Raw genomic sequence first — 24,299 nt, forward strand, 5'->3', positions numbered from 1 at the left:
AACGGTGCGGGGCCTCCGATCAGCCTTCTCCGGCGCCCGGTGGCCGGGCGAGCCCGTCGCCGGGCAGCGGCGGGGTGGACCCGCCCGGACCCGGCCGCGTCGGCCGGCCCGTCCGCGTCGTCTCGGTCTCCGTCTCGGTCTCGGTGGGCGTCGTCGTGGGCGTCTCGGACGGCGTCGAGGTCGGGGTGTTCGACGGCGTGTCCGAGGGCTTCGACTGCGTCGTGGTGACGTCGTTGACGTCCTTGCCAATCGGGTCGACCTTGTTGAACTTCTCCGGCGGGGCCCCGTCCAGGTAGTTCTTCATGAACTCTTCCCAGATGGGCCCGGAGATGGTGCTACCGAAGATCGGCTTGTTCTTGTTGTCGTGCAGCGGGATGTTGCCGTCGCCGCCGACCCAGACCGCGGCCGAGACCGACGGCGTGTAGCCGACCATCCAGGTCTGGGCGTTGCGGTCCTTGTACGAGGCGGGGTCGCCGTCGCGCGGGTCGTACTGCTGCGTACCGGTCTTGCCGGCGCACTGGTGACCGGCCGGGCAATCCAGGTTGGAGTGCTTGATGACCGGGCCGAGCGCCGTGGTCACGTTGCCGGCGATCTGCGCGGTCTTCTGCGCGTCGCTGTCGAACGCGGGCTTGGCCTGGTACTTGCTCTCGTCGAACTCGACCTCGTCCTGGGCGTTGGTCAGCTTGGCGACGAAGTGGGCCGGACGCTGCATGCCGTCGCCGGCAAAGGTGGCGTACCCCGCGGCCATGGCCTCCGGCGTGGCCACGGTGGCGCCACCGCCGAGCGCGATGTTGATGTCCTGGCTCATCTGCGGCGACGTCGGCACGCCGGCTTCGTTGGCGGCCGCGGCCACCTTCGCCGGCTTCGTGATGTTGTAGACCATGTCGTAGAACACGGTGTTCGCCGAGATCTCCATCGCCGTGGCGACGGTGCACTGCGGGCCGCAGCTGGAACTCTCGCCCGCGTTGCGGATGGTCTTCGGCGGGTTGCCGAACTTCCGGTTGTTGGACCCGTCGAAGGTGTCGCCGAGGCCCTTGCCCATCTTCAGGTACGCGGTGAGGTCGAACGCCTTGAACGACGAACCCGGGTTCCGCGCCTGGTTGGCCCGGTCCTGACCGGTCTGGTCCTTCCCCTCCGCGTTCTTCACGATGTCCGGGCCGCCGTAGTAGGCGAGGACGCCACCGGTCTTCGGGCTCACCGCGACCAGCGCGCTGAGCAGCCGGTCGTCGGTCTGGCCCTTCATCTTGTCCGCGACCGCGTCCTCGGCCGCCTTCTGGGCCTTCGGATCGATCGTGGTGTAGACCTTGGCGCCGGTCGCGTGCAGCTTGGCGCTGTCGTAGCCCTCGTCCGCCAGCTCGTCGTCGATCCGCTGCTGGATGTGGAACGACATCGACTGGTTGGTGTCCTTGGCCGCCTTCGGGACCGGCGTCGGGAACTGCGCGCCCGCGCGTTCGTCGGCCCGCAGCCACTTGTTGGCCACCATCTGGTCCATCACGTAGTTCCAGCGGCGCTGGGCGTACTCCTGGTTCTCCGACTTGCTCGGGCCCTGGATGAGCCCCGCGAGCAGCGCCGCCTCGGACGCGTTGAGGTCCTTGACGTCCTTGTTGAAGTAGGCCTTCGCGGCCGCCTGGATCCCGTTCGCCGAGCGTCCGAAGTAGATGATGTTCAGGTAGCCCGTGATGATCTCTTCCTTGGACTCCTGGTTGTTCATCTTGAACGACTTGGCCAGCTCGGTCCACTTGCGGGTGAGCGTCGGCGCGTCGTTCTCCGTGGCCTTCTTGATGTACTGCTGGGAGATGGTCGAACCACCGCCCTGGCCACCGGTCGCCTGGTTGAAGACCGCGCGCAGGATGCCGGTGAAGTCGAAGCCCGAGTTGGTCTCGAACGTCGCGTCCTCGGCCGAGTACACGGCGTGCTTGACGACGTCGGGGATCTCGCCCGGCTTGACCAGCTGCCGGTCGCCGCCCTTGGGCAGGGACTTGCCCATCACCGTCTTGCCGTCGTTGTAGTAGTAGGTCACCGGCTGGCTCTGCAGCGCCGCGACGCTCTCCGGTGTCGGCACGTCGACCATGAAGTAGGTGATCACGAACGCGATCGCCGGAACGACGAAGAAGACGCCGACGCACGCGTAGGCGACCCGCCGGATGATCTTCCAGCGGCGCTTCTTCCGCTGCGCCGGGGTGAGGACCTTGCGGCCCTTCTCGTCGAGCTCCTCCTGGGGCCCGACGTCGTCGGCGAACTCGTCGAAGCGGTCGTCGTCGTACGGCTCGTAGGCGTCCTCGGTCCCGTTGTGCGCGTGGTGGGTGATGAGATCCGGCTCACGTTCGGGTTCCGGGTCCGGACGCCGTCCGGCCGGCGGAGGCTGCCGGAACCCCTGCGGCGGCGAGCCGGGCGGGCCGCCGGGACGCCGTCCGGGCGGCTGGCGCCGGTCGGACGCGCCGCTCTGGCCGCGTGGCGCCTGCGGACGTCGTGGCTGGTCGGCGGGCCACTGCCGGCCGCCCTCGTCGCCGGCGGGCCAGGCCGGGCCGCCCTGCCCGGGGTTGCCGCGGGGCGGGGTGGCGCGCCGGGGCGACTCACCGGGCCACGCCGGTCCCGCGTCTTCACCCGGCCATGGGGCGCGACGGGGTGCGTCTGGCTCCTGGTTGGGCCAGGAGCGGTTGTCGTCGGTCACGGACGGTCCTCCCGGATCAGTCCCCGCAGGGGGTCTGACCTGCGTGTTGCGATGGTCGTACGGTGGCTCACCGGCCCGCGGTCCTTCGCGGACCCGCCGGTTCCCCTGTGCCCAGGACGTATGACCGGACCAAGTGGTTCCAGTGGCATGCCCGGCACACTTCGACGTCGTACACGGTGAACTCGGCGAACGAGCCCGCCATCCGGGCCAGCTCTTCCGGTGTCCTGGCCGAGCCCGCCACGTGCTTGAGCTCGTCGCCGTACACCCAGGACACCAGGGTCAGCGGCTCCTGGCGGCAGATCGGGCAGGGCTGGTCGCCGTCCCGGCCGTGGAACTTCGCCGCTCGCAGCAGGTACGGGCTCGCGTCGCAGGCCTCGTGGCTGCCGACGCGCCCGGAGCGGACTTCGGCCAGCAGCGCACGGCGCTGCAGCGCGTAGTCCACGACCTGCCGCTGGTTAATCACGAGGACAGAGTACGGGCTCTTGCTGTGTCGTCCACGCCCCCTAGCGCCCGCAAGCCCGGGACCGGGGCGGACACGCCGGACGTTCGATAACTCTCCGGTGAATTTCGACCCTGATGGGTAGTGAGCAGAGGTTAGCTTCGCCACTTCGATGTATCGGCGCGATATAGTGGCTGAGTAGGTTGGATCGAGGCGCTCGTTCGGAGCAACGCGGGTGGTCTCGGTTTGTTCCCGAAAGGGGGTGCGGTGTGCTGGAGTTCGCGATCCTCGGTCTTCTGCACGAAGCGCCCATGCACGGGTACGTGCTGCGCAAGCGGCTGCACGAGACGCTCGGCACGTTCCGGACGTTCTCGTACGGCTCGCTGTACCCGACCCTGCGGAAGCTGTTGCGGGCCGGGTACCTGGTCGAGGAGCTGGACGAGGCCGACGACCGGGCGTGGTCGCGGCGCGGGCGCCGGGTCTACAAGCTCACCGCGGAGGGCAAGGAGCGCTTCGGTGAGCTGCTCGGCGACGCCGGGCCGCAGACCTGGGACGACGAAGGTTTCGGCGTCCACCTGGCCTTCTTCTCGCGGACCCCGGCCGACGTGCGGATGCGGATCCTCGAGGGCCGCCGCCGCCGTGTCGAGGAACGCCGTGAGGGCATGCGGGCGGCGCTGGCCAGGGCCGAGGAGAAGATCGATCGCTACACCCGCGAGCTGCACCGGCTGGGGCTGGAGACCAGCGAGCGGGAGGTGCGCTGGCTCAACGAGCTGATCGCGCACGAACAAGCCGAACGGCAGGGTCCGGAGACCTGAGCCGCCCGGCCCGGGCCGCAGCGTCGCGGCACCAGACCTACTGAACAGACACGGATTGAAGGAGAAACCCCCATGGGCGAGAACCGCCGCGTACGGGTGGCCATCGTGGGCGTCGGCAACTGTGCGGCGTCGCTGGTCCAGGGTGTCCAGTACTACCGCGACGCGGATCCGGCCACCCGCGTCCCCGGTCTGATGCACGTCGACTTCGGCGGCTACCACGTCCGCGACATCGAGTTCGTCGCCGCGTTCGACGTGGACGCCAAGAAGGTCAGCCGCGACCTGTCCGAGGCGATCTTCGCCTCCGAGAACAACACCATCAAGATCGCCGACGTGCCGCCGCTCGGCGTCACCGTCCAGCGCGGCCACACCCACGACGGGCTCGGCCGCTTCTACCGCGAGACGATCGAGGAGTCCGACGAGACCCCGGTCGACGTCGTCGCCGCGCTGCGCGAAGCGCAGGCCGACGTGCTCGTGTCGTACCTGCCGGTGGGCTCCGAGGTGGCCGACAAGTTCTACGCCCAGGCCGCGATCGACGCCGGCGTGGCGTTCGTCAACGCGTTGCCGGTGTTCATCGCCTCCGACCCCGAGTGGGCGCAGAAGTTCACCGACGCCGGCGTCCCGATCGTCGGTGACGACATCAAGTCACAGGTCGGGGCCACCATCACGCACCGCGTGCTGGCGAAGCTGTTCGAGGACCGCGGCGTCCAGCTCGACCGGACGATGCAGCTCAACGTGGGCGGGAACATGGACTTCCTGAACATGAAGGAGCTCGAGCGGCTCGAGTCCAAGAAGATCTCCAAGACCCAGTCCGTCACCTCGCAGGTCGACCGCGAGCTGGGCAAGGGCAACGTCCACATCGGACCGTCGGACTACGTGCAGTGGCTCGACGACCGCAAGTGGGCCTACGTCCGGCTCGAGGGCCGCGCGTTCGGCGACGTGCCGCTGAACCTGGAGTACAAGCTCGAGGTGTGGGACTCGCCGAACTCGGCGGGCATCATCATCGACGCCGTGCGCGCCGCGAAGATCGCGCTCGACCGCGGCATCGGCGGCCCGATCCTGTCGGCGTCGTCCTACTTCATGAAGTCGCCGCCGGAGCAGTACGACGACGCGACCGCCCGCGACGCCGTCGAGAAGTTCATCCGCGGCGAGGTCGAGCGGTAGGACCTGTCGTCGGAGGAGGCCGTCACCGCTGGTGGCGGCCTTCTTCGCGTGTTGCACTAAACCGGTGGGGCGGGGCAGGCGTTGGCGGGGTGTGAGTGCGAGTGTGGGCGAGAGCGTGCCGGGGGACCTGGGCGCGCCGACCTTCCACGACCTGTTCCGCGAGTACTTCGGGCAGATGACCCGGCTGGCCCACCTGCTCGGCGCGGACGACGCGGAGAACGTCGCGCAGGAGGCGTTCGTCAAGCTCCACCAGCGCTGGGACACCCTGACCGACCACACGCGCGTGGCGGGCTACCTCCGCACGACCGTGGTGAACATGTCGCGGTCGCGGACCCGGCACCTGCGCGTCGTCCGGCGGACCCCGCAGGAGCGGCCGCCGGACGAGCTGTCGGCCGAGGTCCGGGCAGTCGCCAACTGGGAGCACCAGCAGCTGCGGGCGGTGCTGACGCGGCTGTCCCGGCGGCAGCGCGAGGTCCTCGTGCTGCGGTACTGGCTGGACCTGAGCACGGCGGCCATCGCGGAAACGCTGGGCATCTCGCCGGGCACGGTCAAGGCGACGACGCACCACGCGATGGAGAACCTGCGCAAGCACCTGGGGGACGACCTGGGAGGTGAGCGATGACCGACCTCGAACGCAAGCTGGCCGAAGCACTGCGCGAACAGGCCCGGGAGGTCTCGCCCGACCTCGAGTCCGCCTGGCTGGAACAGCGGCGCCGGCAGCGGCGGCCGTCGCGCCGCCGCCGGGCCGCCGTCTGGGTGGCTCCGCTGGCCGCCGTCCTGGTCGTGCTGACCAGCGTGCTGCTGGCCACCCAGGTCAACACGGCCCAGCCCCCGCCGCCGCAGCCCGCGACGCAGCCGGGGCAGGAGCTGGTGCTCGCCGAGCCCGTGATCTCGCCGGAGAACCTGGTCGGCGGGGACGAGCCGGTGGCGCTCACCGACTTCGCGGGCCAGACGAACGCCTGGACGTCGTACGCGGTCAACCCGGCCGGTCCGGCGGGGCAGCCGTGGTTCTGCGTCGAGACGTTCCTCAAGGGCACCACCCACGGCGGCCCCGGCTCGCAGTTCGGCATCGAGTCGCCGTCGTGCGTCCCGCGGTCGGACGGGGTCGTCCGGGCCGGGTACGTGGGCAAGGACGGCGGCCCGCTGCCGGCGGGCAAGGCCGTCCTCCTCGTCGACCCGACGGTGCGGGTGCTGCGCCTCTACAGCGCGGCCGGCGACCTGAGCCCGGCCAAGGAGGTCGGCACCCTGGGCCGCGACCACGTGTTCCTCGCCGACGTGCAGCCCGGGTCGCCGCCGGTCCGCTTCGAGATCAACCCAACCCAAGCGCTCCCGGCAAGCCGGTGATCTTCTCCACCACGGCCGTGGCCTGCCCCAATACCTCGGGATCCGGCGGGAAATGCGGGTTCGGTACCGCGTACACCGCCATCTTCGCCGCCAGGGCCGACCGCAGCCCATTCGTCGTGTCCTCGACGGCCGCGCAGTCCTCCGGGGCCACGCCCAGGAGCTCGGCCGCCCGCAGGTAGACGTCCGGTGCGGGTTTGCCCGCCCCGACCTGCTCGGACGACACCGCCGCCCCGACCGGCAGGCCGGTCACGTCCAGGAACCCCTTGATCAGGATCACCGGCGACGAGCTCGCGATCGCCACCGGCCACCGCGCCGACACCTGCCGGACGACGTCCACCGCGCCCGGGATCAGCGGCGGTTCCGCGGCGTACCGGGCCGCCATCCGCTTGACCACCAGCGTGGCGATCTCGGCCGGGGTGGTCCGCGCGCCCAGCTCCTCCACCAGGTAGCGGGCCCATTCCGGGGTGCTCATCCCCTGCTGCGCCCGGGTCGCCTCCTCGCGCCAGGTGCCGCCGTGCTCGGCGACGACCGCGCGCCGCACCTCGTCCCAGATCCGCTCGGAGTCCACCAGTACGCCGTCGAGGTCGAAGATCACCGCGTCCATGGCCCGAGCCTAACCTGTGAGCGGACTTACTTAGCCACCCTTACTAATTTTTGTTAGCCTAGCTAAGTGACTTCCGCGATCACCGATCTCGCCCACCGGCTGCGGCCGCTGGTCTTCCGGCTCTACCACCAGGTCCGCCGCCAGACCCCGCAGCTGACGCTGACCCTCACCCAGGGTTCGGTGCTGAGTGAGCTGGTCAACGGCGGTCCGCGGCGGATGTCCGCGCTGGCCGAGTTCGAAGGGGTGCGGCTGCCGTCGATGACCGACGTCGTCGGCCGGCTCGAACGGCTCGGCCTCGCGACCCGCCGCCCGGACCCCGCCGACGGCCGCGCGGTGCTGGTCGAAGTCACCGACGAGGGCCTGCGCTTTTACGCCGAACTGGTGACGGCTCGCGAGGAGTTCCTCCGCGAGCGGCTCATCGCGATGGACGAAACCGACCGCGCAGCGATCGATGCCGCCCTGCCCGCTCTCGCCAAGTTGCTCATTGACACCAAGAAGGAGGAACTGATCAGCGATGAGCGCTGAACACCACTCGAGCCTGCTGGACGCGGTCAAGGGCCAGCCGAAGCAGGTGTGGATCACCGCGTTCGCCGCGGTCATCGCCTTCATGGGGATCGGCCTGGTCGACCCGATCCTGCTGTCCATCGCCAAGGGCCTGGACGCGACGCCGTCCCAGGTCACCCTGCTCTTCTCGTCCTACCTCGGCGTCCAGGTCGTCGCGATGCTGGTCACCGGCGCGGCGAGCGCCCGCTTCGGCGCCAAGCGCACGGTGCTCGTCGGGCTGACGCTGATCGTCGCGGCCACCGCCCTGTGCGCGGCCGCCGGGTCGATCGAGCAGCTCGTCGGGCTGCGCGCGGTCTGGGGCCTGGGCAACGCGTTCTTCATCGCGACCGCGCTGTCGGTGATCGTCGGCGCCGCGACCGGCGGCCAGTCCGGCGCGATCCTGCTCTACGAAGCCGCCCTCGGCGTCGGCCTGTCGGTCGGCCCGCTGCTGGGCGCGCTGCTCGGCAGCATCTCGTGGCGCGGCCCGTTCCTCGGCACCGCGATCCTGATGGCCGGCGCGCTCGTGCTGTGCGCGGTGTTCCTCAAGAGCGACAAGCACGAGCAGCGGTCGCCGATCAAGCTGCTCGACCCGCTGCGCGCGCTCAAGCACACCGGCCTGCTGCGCACCTCCGTCGCCTCGGCGCTGTACACCGCCGCGTTCTTCGCCGTGCTGGCCTGGTCGCCGTTCGTCCTCGGCTGGAGCGCGATCGCCGTCGGCCTGGTGTTCTGCGGCTGGGGCCTGTGCGTCGCCGTCGCCGGGGTCGCCCTCGCGCCGCGGCTGGCCGCCCGGCTCGGTGAGCGGCACGCCGCCGCGGCCGCCGTCTTCGGGTACGCCGTGCTGATGCTGGTCCTCGCCGTGCCGAGCAAGCCGGTGCTGGTCGCCGGGATCGTCGTCTCCGGGCTGGTGTCGGGCCTGCTGAACACGCTGTTCACCGGCACCGCGATGTCGATCAGCGACGCGCCGCGCCCGGTCGCCAGCGCGGGCTACAACTTCTGCCGCTGGCTGGGTGGCGCGGTCGCCGCGACGCTCGTCGGGCACGTCGCCGAGTGGTTCGGCTCGCCGCAGGCGCCGTTCGTCGCCTCGGCCGTGCTGTGCGTCGTCGCGGGGGCGCTGCTCTCGCTGCGGGAGAAGAAGGCGGACCCGCACACGCTGCCGAAGGAAGCGGTCCTCGTCGGCGAAGAGTTCTGAGTCACACCCGTACGGAGCAGCAATACACCCGCCGTTCACCTGTATGTCGTGAATGGCTGGTTTGGGAAGCTTACGGTCGGTTCGTTCCCGAACTCCCACCATGGAGGCCTCGTGCCCGACCGCCTGCTTCCCCTGCTGCCCGTCCACCCCGGCGGCCGTTCCCCGGTCACCTGTGAGTACCGCTGCGGCAACGCCTGCGCCCACCCGGAGGCCAACGAATCCGGGAACGAGTACTTCGGCGACGTCGTCAAGGACATCTCGCGCCGCCGGGTGTTCAAGGCCGGTGCCGTGATGGCCGCCGCCGCGGGCGGGTTCGCCGCCCTGTCCGGGACGGCGGCGGCCTCGCCGCTCCGGAAGCCGCAGCCCCGGCCGCGTCCGGTCCCGGGCACCGACTTCACGCCGGTCCCGCCGAACAAGCTCGACGCGGTCAGCATCCCCGACGGGTACGCCCAGCGCGTCGTCGTCCGCTGGGGCGACCCGGTCGTCGCGGGCGCGCCGAAGTTCGACTTCACCAAGCAGACCGCGGCCGCGCAGGCCAAGCAGTTCGGGTACAACAACGACTTCGTCGGCCTGATCCCGCAGGACCCGCTGGGCCTGTCGAACCTGCTCGTGGTCAACCACGAGTACACGACCGAGGTCCACATGTTCCCGGCCGACCAGTACGACCCGGCCAACCCGACCGAGGAGCAGGCGAAGATCGCCTGGGCGGCGCACGGCCTTTCGGTGCTGCAGGCCCGCCGCGACCCGATCCACGGCGGCCTGGAGGTCGTCCCGAGCCGCTACGGCCGCCGGATCACCCTCGACACGATCTTCGAGGTCCGCGGCCCGGCCGCCGGCTCGAAGTTCCTCAAGACGTCGGCCGACCCGACCGGCCGCAAGGTCCGCGGCACGCAGAACAACTGCTCCGGCGGCGTGACGCCGTGGGGCACGGTGCTCTCCGGCGAGGAGAACTTCGACCAGTACTTCGCCAACTCCGACCAGGTCACCGACCCGGTCGCGGCGGCGCGGCTCAAGCGCTACACCGTCGGCACCGGGACGAGCACCCGCAAGTGGGAGCGCTTCGACAAGCGCTGGGACGTCGCGCAGGAGCCCAACGAGCCGAACCGGTTCGGCTGGGTCGTCGAGATCGACCCGAACGACCCGAACTCGACGCCGGTCAAGCACACCGCGCTCGGCCGCTTCAAGCACGAGGCCGCGAACATCAAGATCACCGCCGACGGCCGGGTCGCCGTCTACTCCGGCGACGACAGCCGCTTCGAGTACATCTACAAGTTCGTCTCCAAGGGCAAGTACAAGCCGGGCCACAGCGCCCACGCGCGGCGGCACAACTCGGCGCTGCTCGACGAGGGCACGCTGTACGTCGGCCGCTTCACCGGCGACAGCCCGGCCGCGGAGATCGACGGCACGGGCAAGCTCCCGGCCGACGGCGAGTTCGACGGCCGCGGCGAGTGGATCCCGCTGGCCGCCGGCAACAAGTCCTTTGTGGACGGCTTCACCGCCGAAGAGGTCTACGTCTTCACCCGCCAGGCCGCGGACAAGGTGGCCGCCACGAAGATGGACCGGCCGGAGGACATCGAGCCGAACCCGGTCAACGGCCGGGTCTACGCGGCGCTGACCAACAACAGCGACCGCGGCGCGGCGGGCAAGGCCGGCGTCGACGAGGTCAACCCGCGCAACGGCAACAAGAACGGTCACGTCCTGGAGTGGGAAGAGGACCGCGGCGACGCGGCGTCGACGAAGTTCGCCTGGCGGCTGCTGCTGGTCTGCGGCGACCCGAAGGCGGCGGACACCTACTTCGGCGGGTTCCCGAAGGACCAGGTCAGCCCGATCTCCTGCCCGGACAACGTGGCCTTCGACCGGCACGGCAACCTGTGGATCTCCACCGACGGCAACGCGCTCGGCGCGAACGACGGCCTGTTCTCGGTGCCGGTCACCGGCCCGGAGCGCGGCCACGTCAAGCAGTTCCTGTCGGTGCCGGTCGGCGCCGAGACGTGCGGCCCGGTCGTGACCGACAACCTGGTGCTCGTCGCCGTCCAGCACCCGGGTGAGAACGCGGCGAGCTCGGCGAACCCGACGTCACACTGGCCGGACGGCGGCACCGCGCAGCCGCGGCCGGCCATCGTCTCGGTGTGGAAGAAGGGCCGCTTCGGGCTGCCCGGCCGCATCGGCGAACGCTGACGCACCGGCCCGCACCCGCCGAGGTTCACTCTTAAGTGGACGGTCTTCGGCCGGTGCGGGCCCGGTCCGCGCGCCATAGTCGAGAGGTGATCTTCTCGGGGCGCACGGCGGCGGTGGCGGTGGTGGCGATCGCCGCGGCGGTCGTGCCCGCGTCCGCGTCCGTCGCCGAGGACGCGCCGCCGGTCTGCGGCGGGCTCGCGGCGAACCCGAGCGTCGAGCTCGCGGCCCGCAACGGCGCCCCGGACGGGTACGTGTTCGCCCCCGCCGCCCCGGTCCCGCCCGGCACGCCGGCCGCGAAGGTGCCGAAGCTGGCGACGGAGCAGCAGTACGCCGTCGACGGGCAGCGGTCGGCGGCTATCCAGACGCCGGACGGCAAGACCAGCACCGCCTACCAGACCGAACGGTTCGTCCCGGGCGGCGTCTACACGCTCAGCGTCTGGACCGCTTCGCGCGCGCCGCGGTACGAACCCGGCACCGGCCTGCGGTTCTTCGACGCCACCGGCACGCAGGTGCAGGAGACCAAACTGGTCGCCGACCACTACGTCGGCGACGACACCCTGGTGCGGCAGAACTTCCCGGCGGCGACGGCGCCCCCGAAGGCGACCGCGGTGAAGTTCTTCGCCACGACCACCCTCGACCGGCTGTACTGGGACTGCGTCGACCTCCAGCTCGCGGCCTACTCGGTGAAGAAGGAAGTGCAGAACCCGGCGACCGGCGCGTGGGCGTCGTTCGCGACGGTGACCGCGGGCGAGACCGCGCACTACCGCATCACCGTGACCAACGAGGGCACCCAGGACCTCACCGGGATCACCGTGCAGGACCCGTGGTGCCCCGGGTCGTTCGAGCCGTTCGCGCTGGCCGCGGGCGCGAACCGGCAGCTGACCTGCGACCACGCGGACCTCACGGTGGCCGACAGCGGGCACGTCAACACGGCGAAGGTGACCGGCGTGCACCACCCGGGCGGCACGCTCGGCGACAAGACGGCGTCGGCGACGATCACCGTGCTCCCGCCCCCGGCCATCGCGAAGATCGGCGACTTCGTCTGGGCCGACCGCAACCGCGACGGCCTGCAGGACCCGGACGAACCCGGCGTCGCCGGGGTCAAGGTGACGCTGAAGGACGGCGCCGGCGGCACGGTCGGCACCGCGACGACCGACGACCAGGGCAAGTACGGCTTCGAGAAGCTGAAGGACGGCACGTACCAGGTCTGCTTCGCGGTCCCGGCGGACTTCACCGTGACCCGCCGCGACGCCGGCAGCGAAGAGCGCGATTCGGACGCCGACCCGGACGGCTGCACCGCGCCGCGCACCGTGGGCGGCCCGTCCCACGAGGACTTCGCGGCGGACCTCGGGCTGCTGTCCCCGACGAACCGGATCGGCGACTTCGCCTGGGCCGACACCGACGGCAACGGCCTGCAGGACGCGGGTGAGCCGGGCCTCGCGAGCGTCAAGGTGGTGCTGAAGGACGCGAGCGGCAAGGAAGTCGCGAACGTGGTCACCGCCCCCGACGGCTCGTACGGCTTCGACGGCCTGGAGGACGGCACGTACCAGGTGTGCTTCACCGCGGACGGCCACCACCCGGCGGCCAAGGACGCGGGCGACGACACCCGCGACTCCGACGTCGACCCGGCGTCCGGCTGCACGGACCCCCGCACCCTCGGCGCCGGAAAGCGCGAAGACCGCACGGTGGACGCCGGGTTCGCCGCTACGGTGAGGTCATGACGGATCTTCCCCTGGCCCTGGTGACCGGCGCCTCCCGTGGAATCGGCGCGGCGATCGCCCACCAGCTGGCCCCGACCCACCGGGTCCTCCTCGGCGGCCGGGACGCCGACGCGCTCGCCGCGCTGGCGAAGGAGCTCCCGGACGCGAAGCCGTGGCCGGTGGAACTGACGGACCCGGCCTCCCTCGCGGCGGCGGTCGCGGACATCGCGTCCCTGGACGTCCTGGTCCACTCGGCGGGCGTCGCGCGCCTGGGCCGCATCGAGGACGCGTCGGCGTCGGCGTGGCGCGAGAACTTCGAGGTCAACACCCTGGCGGTGGTCGAGCTGACCCGCCTGCTGCTCCCGGCCCTGCGCACGGCCCGCGGCCACGTGGTGGTGATCAACTCGGGAGCCGGCCTCAACGCCCGCCCGGGCTGGTCCCCGTACGCGGCGAGCAAGTTCGCGGCCCGCGCCTTCGCCGACGTCCTCCGCGAGGAGGAGCGCGACATCCGCGTGACGTCGGTCTACCCGGGCCGCACGGACACGGAGATGCAGCAGGCGATCTTCGCGGGCGAAGGCCGCGAGTACGACACGTCCCACCTGCTGACGGCGGACTCGGTGGCCACCGCGGTGGTGACGGCGGTGTCAGCCACCCCGGACGCCCACCCGACGGAGATCATCCTCCGCCCGCGTTAGGCCCGCAGCCGCGCGGCGGTCTCGGCCACGCCGGCCTGCACCTTCGCCCGGTCCACCTTCGTCGACTCGCCGTCGGCGACGACCTGCTCGCCCGCGACCCACACGTCCCGCACCCGCCGCGACCCCGCCGCCCACACGAGGTTCGACAGCAGCTGCGCGTCCGGCACGTCCAGCCCGCACGCGAACGCCGGGTCGTCCAAATCGATGTGCACCAGGTCGGCCCACCGCCCCGGCTCCAACGCACCGATGTCCGACCGCCCCAGCGCGGCCGCCCCACCCCGGGTGGCCAGCAGGAAGACGTCCGCCGCCGTCAGCACCGTCGAATCGCCCGTCGCCAGGCGGGCGAACATGGCCGCGAGCTGCAGTTCTTCCCACAGGTCGAGGTCGTCGTTGGACGCCGGGCCGTCGGTGCCGAGACCGACCGAAACCCCCGCCGCACGCAGGTCCGCGATTCGCGCGATGCCCGACGCCAGCTTCGCGTTCGAGCCCGGGCAGTGGGCCATGCCGACGCCGTGGGCCGCGTACAGGGCGATGTCCGAATCCGACAGGTGGATCGAGTGCGCCGCCAGCACCCGGCCGTCGAGCATGCCCAGCTCACGAAGCAAAGCCGGCACCGAACCATGGGAAGCGCGGACCGCGGTGTCCTCCGCCGCCGCCTCGGCGACGTGGATCTGGACCAACGCGCCCCGCGAAGCAGCCGACTCCGCCGTCGCGCGCAAGCCGTCGGAAGACAGCATGTACGCCGAGTGCGGGCCGTAGCCGAGCTCGATGCGGTCTCCGTGGCCGAAGCGGAGGCCGTCCGTGTCGATCCAGCGCTCGATCGCCGCCAGCTGGGCCTTCCAATCCAGGCCCGGCAGCTCCATCACCGGGGGCGCCACCAGCACCCGGCCGCCCGTGGTGAGGACCGCGTCGACCAGCTGCTCGCCTTCGAAGTACATCTCGGCGCTGGTCGTGACGCCGTGGCGCAGCATCTCGACCGAGCCGAGCAGCATGCCGGTGCGGACGTCCTCCGGGCGCAGCTTCGCCTCGGCCGGCCAGATGATCTCGTTGAGCCAGGGCAGCAGCGGCAGGTCGCCGCCCATGCCGCGCAGCAGCGTCATCGGGCTGTGCGCGTGCGTGTTGACCAGGCCGGGCAGCAGGATGCCGGTCAGGGTGGTGACCGGTGCGGCGGATTCGGGGGCGGTGGCCGCCGGTCCGCAGTACGAAATGCGCCCATCGGCGTCGACGTCGACGACCGCGTCACGGAGGAGCGAACAGGACGGGTCGGCGGGGAGAACGACAGGGGCGTGGAAACGGCGTTGCATCTCTGGATACTACGCACCCGGAATCACGAAACGACTCCGCTCCGCCACGCCCACGCCGCGCTCTCCACCCGGTTCCGTGCGCCGATCTTGCTCTGCACCGACGCCAGGTGCGTCTTCACCGTCGACAGCGACATGAACAGCTCCGCGCCGATCTCGGTGTTGGTCAGCCCGCGCGCGACGGCCTTCAGCACGTCCAGCTCCCGCGGCGTCAGCGGCTCGGACGGCGAGGCGGCCTGCGGCTTCACCGCGCCGCCGTTGAAGTGCTTGAGCAGCCGCACGGTGATCTGCGGCGACACCAGCGCGTCACCGCGGTCGGCCGCGCGGACCGCCTCGATCAGCAGCGCCGGGCCCGCGTCCTTCAGCAGGAACCCGGACGCGCCGTTGCGCAGCGCCGTGTGGACGTACTCGTCGAGGTCGAACGTCGTGACCACGACCACCTTCAGCGGGTCCGCCACGTCCGGGCCGGCCAGCTGCCGGGTGACCTCCAGGCCGTCGAGTCCGGGCATGCGGATGTCGAGCAGGCAGACGTCCGGGCGCAGCTCGCGGGCCTTCGAGACCGCCGAGACGCCGTCCGCGACGTCGGCGACGACCTCGATGTCGTCCTGCGCGTCCAGGATCATGCGGAAACCCATCCGCACCATCTCCTGGTCGTCGGCGATCAGTACCCGGATCACTCGTCCCCTTCCTGGTCTTCTCCGGCCGCCAGCGGCAGCCAAGCTTCGACGCGCCAGCCGCCGTCCGGATCCCGCCCGGCCGACAACCGGCCCTTGAGCAGCGCGACGCGTTCGCGCATGCCGACCAGACCGTAGCCGCCCGAGCCGCCGGCCGGCCGGTGCGCCGTCTCCCGCCCGTTGTCCGTCACCCTCAGGTGCAGTTGATCTCCCTGCACCTCGGCGACGACGAACGCCTCGGTCGCGCCCGAAGCGTGCTTGCCGACGTTGGTCAGCGACTCCTGCACCAGCCGCAGCGCCGAGCGGCCGACCTCGTGCGGCAGGTCCGGCGGCACGTCGAGGTGCATCGACGTCGGCACGCCGTGGTTCGCGGTCTCGACGAGCTTCCGCAGGTCCGCGCCGAGATCGGTGGTGGCCTGCTCGCTGAACTCGCTCATCCCGGCGGGCGCGTCGCCGCGCATCGAACGGACCAGCCGCCGCATCGCCGCGAGCGCCTCGACGCCGGCGTTCTCGATCCGGGCCATCGCCTCGACCGCGATCTCGGGCTTCTTCTCGGCCATCATCCGCGCGGCCTGCGCCTGCACGACGATCCCGGTGACGTGGTGGGCGACGACGTCGTGGAGCTCGCGGGCCAGCGCCATCCGCTCGGCCGTCTGCGCGTCGCTCACCGCCGTCTGCACGGCCTGGGTGCGCTGGGCGTCCCGCGAGCGCAGCATCAGGCCGACGGCGATCGAGATGCCCAGCATCAGCGCCGCGGCGAAGGCCAGCAGCGTCAAGGTTTCCGGGTCGGTCTGCAGGCCCCGGGACCGGTAGGAGTTGAGGATCGCGGCGAGCGCCACCACGCTCGACAGCACGGCGATCCGCGGCCAGGACCGGCTCAGCCCCTGGGCGCGGGTCAGGTTCACCACCACGCCCATGCCGGCGATCACCTGCACGGCCGGCACCCCGCCCGGCATCTGGTAGTCGTAGGACCGCAGGTTCAGGAACGGCGTGACGACCGCGGAGACGAGCATGATCCCGGCGAGGCCGAGCAGCGCGTCGGCGGGCCGCCGCGGCGAAAGCACCGCGATGACGGCCGCGACCAGCGAACAGAACAGGATCGGGAACCCGCGGGCGTTGCTCGAATACGTGTAGCCGAACTCGAACAGCAGCGCGAACGCCAGCAGCCCCATCAGCGGCCACTGCCCCATCGCCAGCTCGTTCACCCGGTTCAGCCGCCGCACCCGCGGATCGGCCTGCGGCCTGCGGTCCCGGGTCGCGATGGCCGGCACCAGGGCCCCGACGAGCAGCAGCAGGCCGAACAGCAGCGCCTGGGTGCCGGTGCCGCTGTCGATGTCACCGACTCCGGCGTAGCGGCCGAAGACGGCGATGAGCCCCGCGACGACCAGGAAGCCGACCACGCAGAACGCCACGCCCGCCCGGGCCCGGCGGGCCACGTAGTAGACCATCAGCACCCCGGCCACGACCTCGGTGATCGTCACCTTCGGCAGCACGCTGGAGTACGGCGGGATGTGGAACGCGTGCAGGAAGAGGGTGGAGAAGATCAGCACCCCGCCGCCGGCCACCCCGGCGACCGCGGCGCGCTTCTGGGCCCAGAGGCCGCACGCCACCATCGCGAGAATGCCCGGCAGCAGGCCGAAGTCGACGAAGCGCGGGCCGTGCTCGTCGAGTGCCGCCTGCGTCGTGTAGATGACGTCGAACAGCAGCGCGGCGTACAGCACGGCGGCGGGCACGCCGATGCGCCGCACCAGGGCGGCGGCGCGGGTGTACAGCGTTTTCGGCAGGGGCGCGGCGGGCACAACGTGACGTTACGTGATTCCCCGGTGCCCGCACCTTGGCCGAGTGGCCCGCCCTCCCTCGGCCGATCGGCCGAGGTGGCCGGGGCAGTCACTGGCCGTCTGCCCGAAGTGGACACCCCGTGGTTTCGGCGAGGCTCGTCGGCATCAAGATCCGACCGACAGGGAGAACCTCGTGGACCCGAACACTCCACACGCGACGAACGGCCCGGTGCTCTCCGGCCGCGGGCTGGTGAAGCGCTACGGCAACCAGCACGCCCTGGCCGGCATCGACATCGACATCCAGCCGCGGGACGCCGTCGCCATCGTCGGGCCGTCCGGCTCGGGCAAGACGTCGCTGCTGCACGTCCTGGCCGGCATCCTCCGGGCCGACGACGGGCAGATCTTCCTGGCCGGGCAGCGGATCGACCACCTCGGCGAGAAGAAGCGCAGCGAACTGCGCCGCACCGAGTTCGGGTTCGTCTTCCAGTCGGGGATGCTGGTGGCCGAGCTGTCGGCCGAAGAGAACGTCGCGCTGCCGTCGCTGCTGGCCGGGCTCGGGCGCAAGGAGGCCATCGACGCCGGCCGCGTCTGGCTGTCCCGCCTCGGCCTGGCCGGCAAGGAGCGCCGCCGTCCCGGCGAGCTGTCCGGCGGCGAGGCCCAGCGCGTCGCGATCGCCCGGGCGCTGACCCACCGGCCGAAGGTCATCTTCGCCGACGAGCCGACCGGCGCGCTCGACACGCGCACCGGCCGCGACACGATGGACGCCCTGCTCGGCGCCGCCCACGAGACCGGGGCCGCGGTGATCGTGGTGACCCACGACCGCGAGCTGGCCGAGTCGATGCCCAAGACCGTCGCCATCCGGGACGGCCTGATCGCGGCGAGGCTGGCCGCGTGAACTCCCTCCAGATCGCCCTGCGGGTGCTGAAGGTCGACCGGCGGACCCGGACGTCGGCGATCCTCACCGCGATCGGGGTGGCCGTCGCGACCGGGCTGGTGCTGCTGCTGGCGACGCTGCCGTTCGCCACGCAGAACCGCGAACAGCGCGCCCTCTGGCAGGGCGAGCAGTTCTACAGCCGCGGCTCCGACGGCCCGGTCAACCTGCTCTTCAACGCGTCGAAGGACTACTTCGACGGCAAGCAGATCGTCCGCGTCGACGTCGCGCTGGCGCCCGGCGCGACGGCCGGGTCGGTCAAGCTGCCGCCGGGCGTGCCGCAGCTGCCCGGCCCCGGCGAGACCGTCGTGTCCCCCGCGCTCGGCCGGCTCCTGCAGGCCAACCCGGCCGCGCAGGTCGGCGACCGGTTCGGCAAGCCCGTCGGCTCGCTCGGCGAAGACGGTCTCCGGTTCCCGGAGCAGCTGGTCGCGCTGACCGGGCACGCGCCGGACGCGATGCCGGAGAACGTGTCCCAGGTGGCGGGGTTCCCGAGCGGGAAGGCGAGCGCGGACGCGCTGCTCATGCTGCTGTCCTGGGTCGGGATCATCGTGCTGCTGGTGCCGAGCCTGGTGCTGGTCGCGTCGTCGGCGCGGCTGACCGCGGCCCGGCGGGAACGGCGGCTGGCCGCGATCCGGCTGGCCGGGGCGACGCCGGGGCAGGTCACGAACATGGTGGCCGCCGAGACGACGTTGTCCGCGGGCATCGGCGCGCTGCTCGGGCTGCTGATCAGCCCGGCGCTGCACGGCCTCGCGTCGTTCGTGCCGTGGGCCGGCGGCACCTGGCTGGCGTCCGACTTCGCGCTGCCGGTCGGCCTGACGGTGTTCATCGTCCTGGCCATCCCGGTGCTCGTGGTGCTCGCCGGCGTCCTCGGCCTGCGCCGGGTGCTGAAGAACCCGCTGTTCGCCACCGGGGGCCACACGAAGAAGCCGCTGCACTGGTGGCGGCTGCTGGCCCTGCCCGCGGCCGGGGCGTTCTTCCTCATCGCCGTGACGACGGTGCAGGAGACCGGCGGTATCGGGCTGGTCATGGCGGGCCTGTTCTTCCTGGTCGGCTCGGCCGCGATCGTCGGGCCGTGGGTGACGTCGGCGGTCGGCGGCACGTTCGTCCGGATCTGGCGGCGCCCGTCCGCGCTGCTCGCCGGCCGCCGCCTGCGTGACGACCCGAAGGGTGCCTACCGGGCCTCCGCCGGGATCGTGCTGGCGGTGTTCGCCGGGTCGATGGCGCTGACGCTGCTGCCGACGTTCGAATCGATGGCCGGCGGCGGGCGGTCCTACGCCGACTCCGTGCTCTACGTCGACGCCGACGGCCGGCACGCGGGCACGATCGTCGACCAGGCCAACGCCGCCCTGCGGAAGTACGGCCAGAACGAGCAGGCGGTCGCGGTCGGCGAGGTCTACCTCGTCAAGGGCCAGGCCCCCAACCGGTACGGCCACCGCGCGCTGGTGATGACCTGCGCCGACGCCGTCGAGCTGACCCGCTACGGGCTCACCCCGGAGAACTGCGCGGGCGGCCCGGCCGTGTTCGGCGACTCGGCGATCGACCTGGCCCAGTACAAGTTCGCCACGAACTGGGAGGGGACGGCGGTGGCCGCGAAGTCGGGGACGCGGGTGGAAGCCGTGCACCCCCGGGACGCGGACCTGTCGGACACGCTGATCGTCGACCCGGCCGCGCTGCCGGACGGTCTCGAGCTGACCGACTACACCGTCGTCGCGCCGACCACCGACGCGAACCGCGAGACCGTCCGGACGGCCTTGGCCGGCCCGGCGGCGGGCGCGGAGATCGGCAGCCGCGACCAGTACCTGTACAACCAGCAGACCGAGCTCGGCGACCTGCGCCGGGTCACCGTGATCGGGCTGATCGCGGCGGGCGTCCTGGCCGGCTGCAGCGCCGCGGTCGCGACCGCGGGCTCGGTGATGGACCGCCGCCGCACGTTCGGCGCGCTGATGGCCGCGGGCACGCCGGTGCGGGTGCTGGCCAGGGCGTTGCGGATGGAGGCCGCGCTGCCGGCGCTGGTCGCCACGATCGGCGCGGGAATCGTCGGGGTACTCGTCGGCGTTGGGCTCTACAGCATGGTCGACGCGCGCGGCATCGTGCTCAGCCCGTGGCTGCTGGCGCCGGTCGTGCTCGGGGTCGGGGTGGCCCTGCTCGGCGCGTCGGTCTGCACACCGGCGCTGAAGCGGGTCCAGGCCGAGCCGCTGGCCGACGAATAAGGCGTTCGCCCCTCTGTCGGGGGAGGGGCGGATACCGGGGGTAGTGAGCTGAAGGGGACTTTCTCCGCAGGGGATCCGGGGAGAGTCCCCTTCAGCGCTTCTCGAAGATCAGGTCGTGCGAGACGCGGCCTTCGACGTCGGCGCGCTGCTCGAACTTCGTCACCGGCCGCCACTCCGGCCGTGGCGCCCAGCCGTCGTAGCGGTTCCGCAGCGCGGGTTCGGCGGAGCAGACCTCGAGCATCTGCTCGGCGTAGTTCTCCCAGTCGGTCGCCATGTGGAAGGTGCCGCCCGGCGCGAGCCGCGACGCCACGAGCGCGGCGAACGACGGCTGCACGATCCGCCGTTTGTGGTGCTTCTTCTTCGGCCACGGGTCGGGGAAGAACAGCCGCACGCCGTGCAGCGTCCCCGGCTCGACGTGCTCGGTCAGCAGCACGACGGCGTCGCCGTGCAGCAGCCGCAGGTTCTCGACGCCCAGCTTTTCGGCGCGCAGCATCAGCTGGCCGAGGCCCGGGTCGTAGACCTCGGCCGCGACGTAGTTGAGCTCCGGCGCCGCGGCGGCCAGCTGGGAGGTCGTCTCGCCCATGCCGGAGCCGATCTCCAGCAGCACCGGCGCCTCGCGGCCGAACCACGCGGTGAAGTCGAGCGGCCCTTCGGGCAGCTCGCTCACCGTGCGGCCCAGCCGCGGCCAGTGGTCGTCCCACGCCCGCTGCTGCCCGACGGTCATCCGGCCACCGCGCTTGACGTAACTGACCACGCTGCGCAGCCGACGTCCGTCCTGTTTCTCCACGCAGGGAGGTTAACGAACGGCCTCGATCACCCCGAGACGCGACCGGAGTCCGGCGAGCCCGGCGATCGGGATGGGATCCGGCGTCGGCCCGGTGTGCGCGGGCAGGACGTCGATCCAGCCCTCGTGCCGGTCGGTGTTCATCACCGTCGTCGGAATCGCGTGTCCGGATTTGCCGCGTTCGGACGGCATGAACTCCCAGTAGCCGGATTCACCGTCCGCGGCCCACGGGACGAATTCCCACCCCGGGCGCCTGCCGAGCAGTTGCGCGATCCGGTCCTCGACGCGGAAACCCTGTTCCCGCGAATCGAGCTTGCCGTCCGCGATCGCGCGCAGCCACCACGGCGCGGGGATCGGGCCCGCCATCCCGGCCGAAGCGCGGAACAGGGCCAGGACGCTGTCTTCGGGTGCGCGGTGCACCCACGCGCGGCGGAGTTCCGCCGGCGTCGCCGCCGTCATGGCGGCCTGCGGGAGTTCGATCGCCCGCGACCATTCGAGGTCCAGCATGGGTTCGAGCCGGGGAGCGTCGTCTTCGACGCGGGCTCGGGGAATCGTGCCGCCCAATTCTTGCCCGGTGTCCACCGTCAAGATTCACCTCCAGGGGGAGTTCAGACGGGTCCGGTGCTCTCACTTATGAATCTTGCCTGGTCGTAGCAGTATGTCCGGTGCCTGTGAGAGAAGCCACAGGTGTTTCACCTTTTGTTAACAAGGTTTTTTGCGGTATTGAGACCGCGGTCACGCTCAGGCGTCGCGTCGTGCCGTCACGAGTACACCGGCCACGAACAGGGCAACGGTGATCGCCGCGAAGTAACCGAGGTACCCCCAGGGCCCGAGCGGCGCGGGCGCCAGCCCCAGCGGCCCGGCGGCGAACCCGCCCGCCCCGACGAACTCGTCGGCGGCGTGGAACGGCATCCACTGGTAGATGTGCTTGCCGATGCCCGGGATGAAGACGAGCACGCCTTCGAGCACCTGCGTCCACACGAGGACCACCGTCAGCCCGAAGGCGACACTGCGCAGCAGGAGCGCGACGCCGACGCCGGCCACCGCCGTGAAGAGGAAGACGAGGCTCTGGCCGAGCACCGAGCGCCAGGCGGCGCCCGACTGCAGCGCGAGGTCGGCGTCCGGCTGCACCAGCGCCGCCAGCCCCCAGGAACCGAAGCCGACGACCAGCCCGAGCACGGCGCCCAGCGCGCCGACGACCAGCACCTTGGCCACCAGCGCGGGCACCCGGCCCGGCACCGCCTGGAACGTCAGCCGCATGGTGCCCCAGTTGAACTCCGACGCCGTCGCGAGCACCGCGAGCACGAGCAGCACGGTCCGGCCGTTGCCGCTCGCGAGCTGGGTGTTGCCGACCGTCGGCGGGATCTCCGGCCCGGCCAGCGCGAAGAACAGCGCGGTGAAGGCGAGCGGCGCGATGATCGCGATGGCCAGGCACCACCACGGCGCCCGGGTGCTGAAGAGCTTGATGCGCTCGGCGCGCAGGAGGTTGGTGATCATCGGGCGGCCTCCGAAGACGGCACAGACGGCGCGGACGGCACCGCGAATTCGACGGCGTCGCGGGTCAGGTCGAGGTAGGCCTGCTCGAGCGAGCCGGTGATCGGGCTCAGCTCGTGCAGCGTCGCGCCGGCGTCGAAGGCGAGCTGCCCGATCCGGTCACTGTCCATTCCGGACACCACGAAGGCACCGTCGGCTTCGGTGAACTCGGCCTGCCCGGTGAGCGCCGCGCGCAGCTGGTCCGCGTGCGGGGTGCGGACGCGGACGCCGTGTTCACTCGTCTGTGCGATGAACTCGTCCATGGTGCCCTGGTAGATCAGCCGGCCGCGGCCGATCACCACGAGGTCCTGCGCGGTCTGCGCCATCTCGGGCAGCAGGTGGCTGGACACGAACACGGTCCGGCCTTCGGCGGCCAGCGCGTGCAGCAGCTGCCGGATCCACGCCATGCCCTCGGGGTCGAGGCCGTTCACCGGCTCGTCGAACAGCAGCACGCGCGGGTCGCCGAGCATGGCGGCGGCGATCCCGAGCCGCTGCTGCATGCCGAGCGAGTACTGCAGGACGCGGGTCTTACCGACGCTCGTCAGGCCGACCAGCGCCAGCACCTCTTCGACGCGCTTGTCCGGGATGCCGTTGGTGGCGGCCAGCCAGCGCAGGTGGTCGCGCCCGCTGCGGCCGGGGTGGCGCCAGGTGGCGTCCAGCATCGCGCCGACCGTCCTCAGTGGATCCGTCAGCTCGCGGTACGGGACGCCGTCGACGAGCACCCGGCCCGCGTCCGGGGTGTCGAGGCCGAGGATCAGCCGCATGGTCGTCGACTTGCCGGCGCCGTTCGGGCCGAGGAAGCCGGTGACGCGCCCCGACCGGGCGGTGAACGTCAGTTCGTCGACCGCGGTGGTCGCGCCGTACCGCTTGGTCAGTGCTGTCGCTTCGATCATGGGCTCCCCGTCCGTCGAGGCGAGCCTACTGCGAAACACCGGATCCGGGTCGCCCCCCGACAGCGCGACCCGGATCCGGTGTTCTCCCCTTTTCCCCTGTTACCCCCTACGCGTCCCGCTTCTTCGCGACCCCGAGCGCGACGAGCAGGACCACGAGCGCGATGCCGGCGAAGTACGCCAGCGCCCAGCCGGGGCTCAGCGGCGAGTCCGACGGCGGCGGGCCGTCGACCACCGCGGAGCCGCGGAGGAACTTGTTGGCCACGTTGAACGGCATCCACTCGTGGATGTGGTTGCCGATCTTCGGGATCAGCTGCACGAGCTCCTCGACGGCCAAGTAGTAGATCAGCAGCAGGGCGATCGCCCCGGCGCTGTGCCGGATCAGGATGCCGAGCGCCACCGCGAGCACGGCGCTGAGCGCGAACACCGGCCCGAGCCCGGCCACGTTCATCCAGTCCTGCGCGGTGTGCAGGCCGAGGCCGTCGTTCGGCCGCATCAGCATGCCGAGGCCGAGGGCGCCGAACGCGGCGAGCTCGCCGATGACCAGCGCGACGAGCGCGACCACGATCGCCTTGGCGACCAGCGCCGGCGAGCGGTGCGGCACGGCCTGGAACGTCGTGCGGATGGTGTTGAAGCGGTATTCGGTGGTCACCGCGAGCGCGGCGAGCACCATGACGACGGCGATGCCGAACTGGGAGCCGCCGAACTGGGTGGCCGGCAGCGTGAGCTGGGCGTCGGACGGCGTCGCGCCGGCGATGATGGCCGCGAAGCCGATGGTCAGGGCCAGGGTGATGAGCGCGCACCACCACGGCGAGCGGGTCGAGAACAGCTTGATGCGTTCCACGGCGAGCAGGTTCAT

The 24,299-nt window shown here is 71.5% G+C and carries 22 protein-coding genes; 11 read left to right on the forward strand and 11 right to left on the reverse strand.

Features of this window, described 5'->3' with window-relative positions:
• Positions 1-19 precede the first annotated feature (19 nt).
• Positions 20-2,671 (reverse strand): transglycosylase domain-containing protein, encoded by a 2,652-nt coding sequence (locus tag ACWEVN_RS11810; protein WP_449683988.1) that lies wholly within the window; start codon positions 2,669-2,671, stop codon positions 20-22.
• Between the two features lie 67 nt (positions 2,672-2,738).
• On the reverse strand, positions 2,739-3,134 hold the full coding sequence (locus tag ACWEVN_RS11815) for a DUF5318 domain-containing protein (protein ID WP_310968414.1): 396 nt from the start codon (positions 3,132-3,134) through the stop codon (positions 2,739-2,741).
• Positions 3,135-3,379: 245 nt separating this feature from the next.
• On the opposite strand from ACWEVN_RS11815, the gene ACWEVN_RS11820 reads away from it, so the two are divergent.
• From ACWEVN_RS11820 to ACWEVN_RS11835, 4 genes are all read left to right on the forward strand, one after another.
• Positions 3,380-3,925, forward strand: a complete 546-nt coding sequence (locus ACWEVN_RS11820) for a PadR family transcriptional regulator (protein WP_086679623.1) — start codon at positions 3,380-3,382, stop codon at positions 3,923-3,925.
• Between the two features lie 72 nt (positions 3,926-3,997).
• Positions 3,998-5,086, forward strand: coding sequence for an inositol-3-phosphate synthase (locus ACWEVN_RS11825; RefSeq protein ID WP_310968415.1), 1,089 nt, complete (start codon positions 3,998-4,000; stop codon positions 5,084-5,086).
• A gap of 91 nt (positions 5,087-5,177) precedes the next feature.
• Positions 5,178-5,708 carry an RNA polymerase sigma factor gene (locus ACWEVN_RS11830; protein ID WP_449683987.1) on the forward strand — a complete coding sequence of 177 codons (531 nt, stop codon included), beginning with the start codon at positions 5,178-5,180 and terminating at the stop codon, positions 5,706-5,708.
• The gene (locus ACWEVN_RS11835) at positions 5,705-6,430 is read left to right on the forward strand and encodes a hypothetical protein (RefSeq protein WP_452051222.1); all 726 of its coding nucleotides are present in this window, start codon (positions 5,705-5,707) and stop codon (positions 6,428-6,430) included. Before ACWEVN_RS11830 ends, ACWEVN_RS11835 begins: the two co-directional genes overlap by 4 nt.
• Here the strand turns inward: ACWEVN_RS11835 and ACWEVN_RS11840 are convergent.
• On the reverse strand, positions 6,396-7,034 hold the full coding sequence (locus ACWEVN_RS11840; protein WP_449683985.1) for an HAD family hydrolase: 639 nt from the start codon (positions 7,032-7,034) through the stop codon (positions 6,396-6,398). The two genes, ACWEVN_RS11835 and ACWEVN_RS11840, sit on opposite strands and share 35 nt — an antisense overlap.
• A gap of 66 nt (positions 7,035-7,100) precedes the next feature.
• Between ACWEVN_RS11840 and ACWEVN_RS11845 the strand changes: the two genes are divergently transcribed.
• From ACWEVN_RS11845 to ACWEVN_RS11865, 5 genes are all read left to right on the forward strand, one after another.
• Positions 7,101-7,559 (forward strand): MarR family winged helix-turn-helix transcriptional regulator, encoded by a 459-nt coding sequence (locus ACWEVN_RS11845; RefSeq protein ID WP_452051223.1) that lies wholly within the window; start codon positions 7,101-7,103, stop codon positions 7,557-7,559.
• Positions 7,549-8,766, forward strand: coding sequence for an MFS transporter (locus tag ACWEVN_RS11850; protein WP_449683983.1), 1,218 nt, complete (start codon positions 7,549-7,551; stop codon positions 8,764-8,766). The genes ACWEVN_RS11845 and ACWEVN_RS11850 overlap by 11 nt, the downstream gene beginning before the upstream one ends.
• 111 nt (positions 8,767-8,877) lie before the next feature.
• On the forward strand, positions 8,878-10,944 hold the full coding sequence (locus tag ACWEVN_RS11855; protein ID WP_452051224.1) for a PhoX family protein: 2,067 nt from the start codon (positions 8,878-8,880) through the stop codon (positions 10,942-10,944).
• 86 nt (positions 10,945-11,030) lie between these two features.
• Positions 11,031-12,665 (forward strand): DUF7850 domain-containing protein, encoded by a 1,635-nt coding sequence (locus ACWEVN_RS11860; protein WP_452051225.1) that lies wholly within the window; start codon positions 11,031-11,033, stop codon positions 12,663-12,665.
• Complete coding sequence (locus tag ACWEVN_RS11865) at positions 12,662-13,339, forward strand: SDR family oxidoreductase (RefSeq protein ID WP_452051226.1); 678 nt, start codon at positions 12,662-12,664, stop codon at positions 13,337-13,339. Before ACWEVN_RS11860 ends, ACWEVN_RS11865 begins: the two co-directional genes overlap by 4 nt.
• Here ACWEVN_RS11865 and ACWEVN_RS11870 read toward each other — a convergent pair.
• The 3 genes from ACWEVN_RS11870 to ACWEVN_RS11880 are packed head-to-tail and all read right to left on the reverse strand — an operon-like array spanning position 13,336 to position 17,113.
• Positions 13,336-14,643: an amidohydrolase family protein gene (locus ACWEVN_RS11870; RefSeq protein WP_449683979.1), complete on the reverse strand. Its 1,308-nt coding sequence runs from the start codon at positions 14,641-14,643 to the stop codon at positions 13,336-13,338. The genes ACWEVN_RS11865 and ACWEVN_RS11870 overlap by 4 nt on opposite strands.
• Positions 14,644-14,666: 23 nt before the next feature.
• Complete coding sequence (locus tag ACWEVN_RS11875) at positions 14,667-15,317, reverse strand: response regulator (RefSeq protein WP_191313514.1); 651 nt, start codon at positions 15,315-15,317, stop codon at positions 14,667-14,669.
• Positions 15,314-17,113 carry a sensor histidine kinase gene (locus ACWEVN_RS11880; protein WP_452051227.1) on the reverse strand — a complete coding sequence of 600 codons (1,800 nt, stop codon included), beginning with the start codon at positions 17,111-17,113 and terminating at the stop codon, positions 15,314-15,316. Before ACWEVN_RS11880 ends, ACWEVN_RS11875 begins: the two co-directional genes overlap by 4 nt.
• A 172-nt stretch (positions 17,114-17,285) precedes the next feature.
• Here ACWEVN_RS11880 and ACWEVN_RS11885 point away from each other — a divergent pair, with 172 nt between their 5' ends.
• A complete protein-coding gene (locus ACWEVN_RS11885; protein WP_310968426.1) occupies positions 17,286-17,987 on the forward strand; it encodes an ABC transporter ATP-binding protein in 702 nt (233 codons plus the stop codon).
• Complete coding sequence (locus ACWEVN_RS11890; protein ID WP_452051228.1) at positions 17,984-20,233, forward strand: FtsX-like permease family protein; 2,250 nt, start codon at positions 17,984-17,986, stop codon at positions 20,231-20,233. Before ACWEVN_RS11885 ends, ACWEVN_RS11890 begins: the two co-directional genes overlap by 4 nt.
• A gap of 91 nt (positions 20,234-20,324) precedes the next feature.
• Here the strand turns inward: ACWEVN_RS11890 and trmB are convergent, their stop codons facing one another.
• From trmB to ACWEVN_RS11915, 5 genes are all read right to left on the reverse strand, one after another.
• Positions 20,325-20,957: a tRNA (guanosine(46)-N7)-methyltransferase TrmB gene (gene trmB / locus ACWEVN_RS11895; RefSeq protein ID WP_452051234.1), complete on the reverse strand. Its 633-nt coding sequence runs from the start codon at positions 20,955-20,957 to the stop codon at positions 20,325-20,327.
• A gap of 72 nt (positions 20,958-21,029) precedes the next feature.
• A complete protein-coding gene (locus ACWEVN_RS11900) occupies positions 21,030-21,599 on the reverse strand; it encodes a hypothetical protein (RefSeq protein WP_449683976.1) in 570 nt (189 codons plus the stop codon).
• A gap of 159 nt (positions 21,600-21,758) precedes the next feature.
• A complete protein-coding gene (locus ACWEVN_RS11905; protein ID WP_449683975.1) occupies positions 21,759-22,514 on the reverse strand; it encodes a hypothetical protein in 756 nt (251 codons plus the stop codon).
• Complete coding sequence (locus ACWEVN_RS11910; protein ID WP_449683974.1) at positions 22,511-23,443, reverse strand: ABC transporter ATP-binding protein; 933 nt, start codon at positions 23,441-23,443, stop codon at positions 22,511-22,513. Before ACWEVN_RS11910 ends, ACWEVN_RS11905 begins: the two co-directional genes overlap by 4 nt.
• Before the next feature lie 106 nt (positions 23,444-23,549).
• Positions 23,550-24,299 (reverse strand): ABC transporter permease, encoded by a 750-nt coding sequence (locus ACWEVN_RS11915; protein ID WP_449683973.1) that lies wholly within the window; start codon positions 24,297-24,299, stop codon positions 23,550-23,552.

It is taken from the genome of Amycolatopsis sp. NPDC003861, assembly GCF_053605405.1.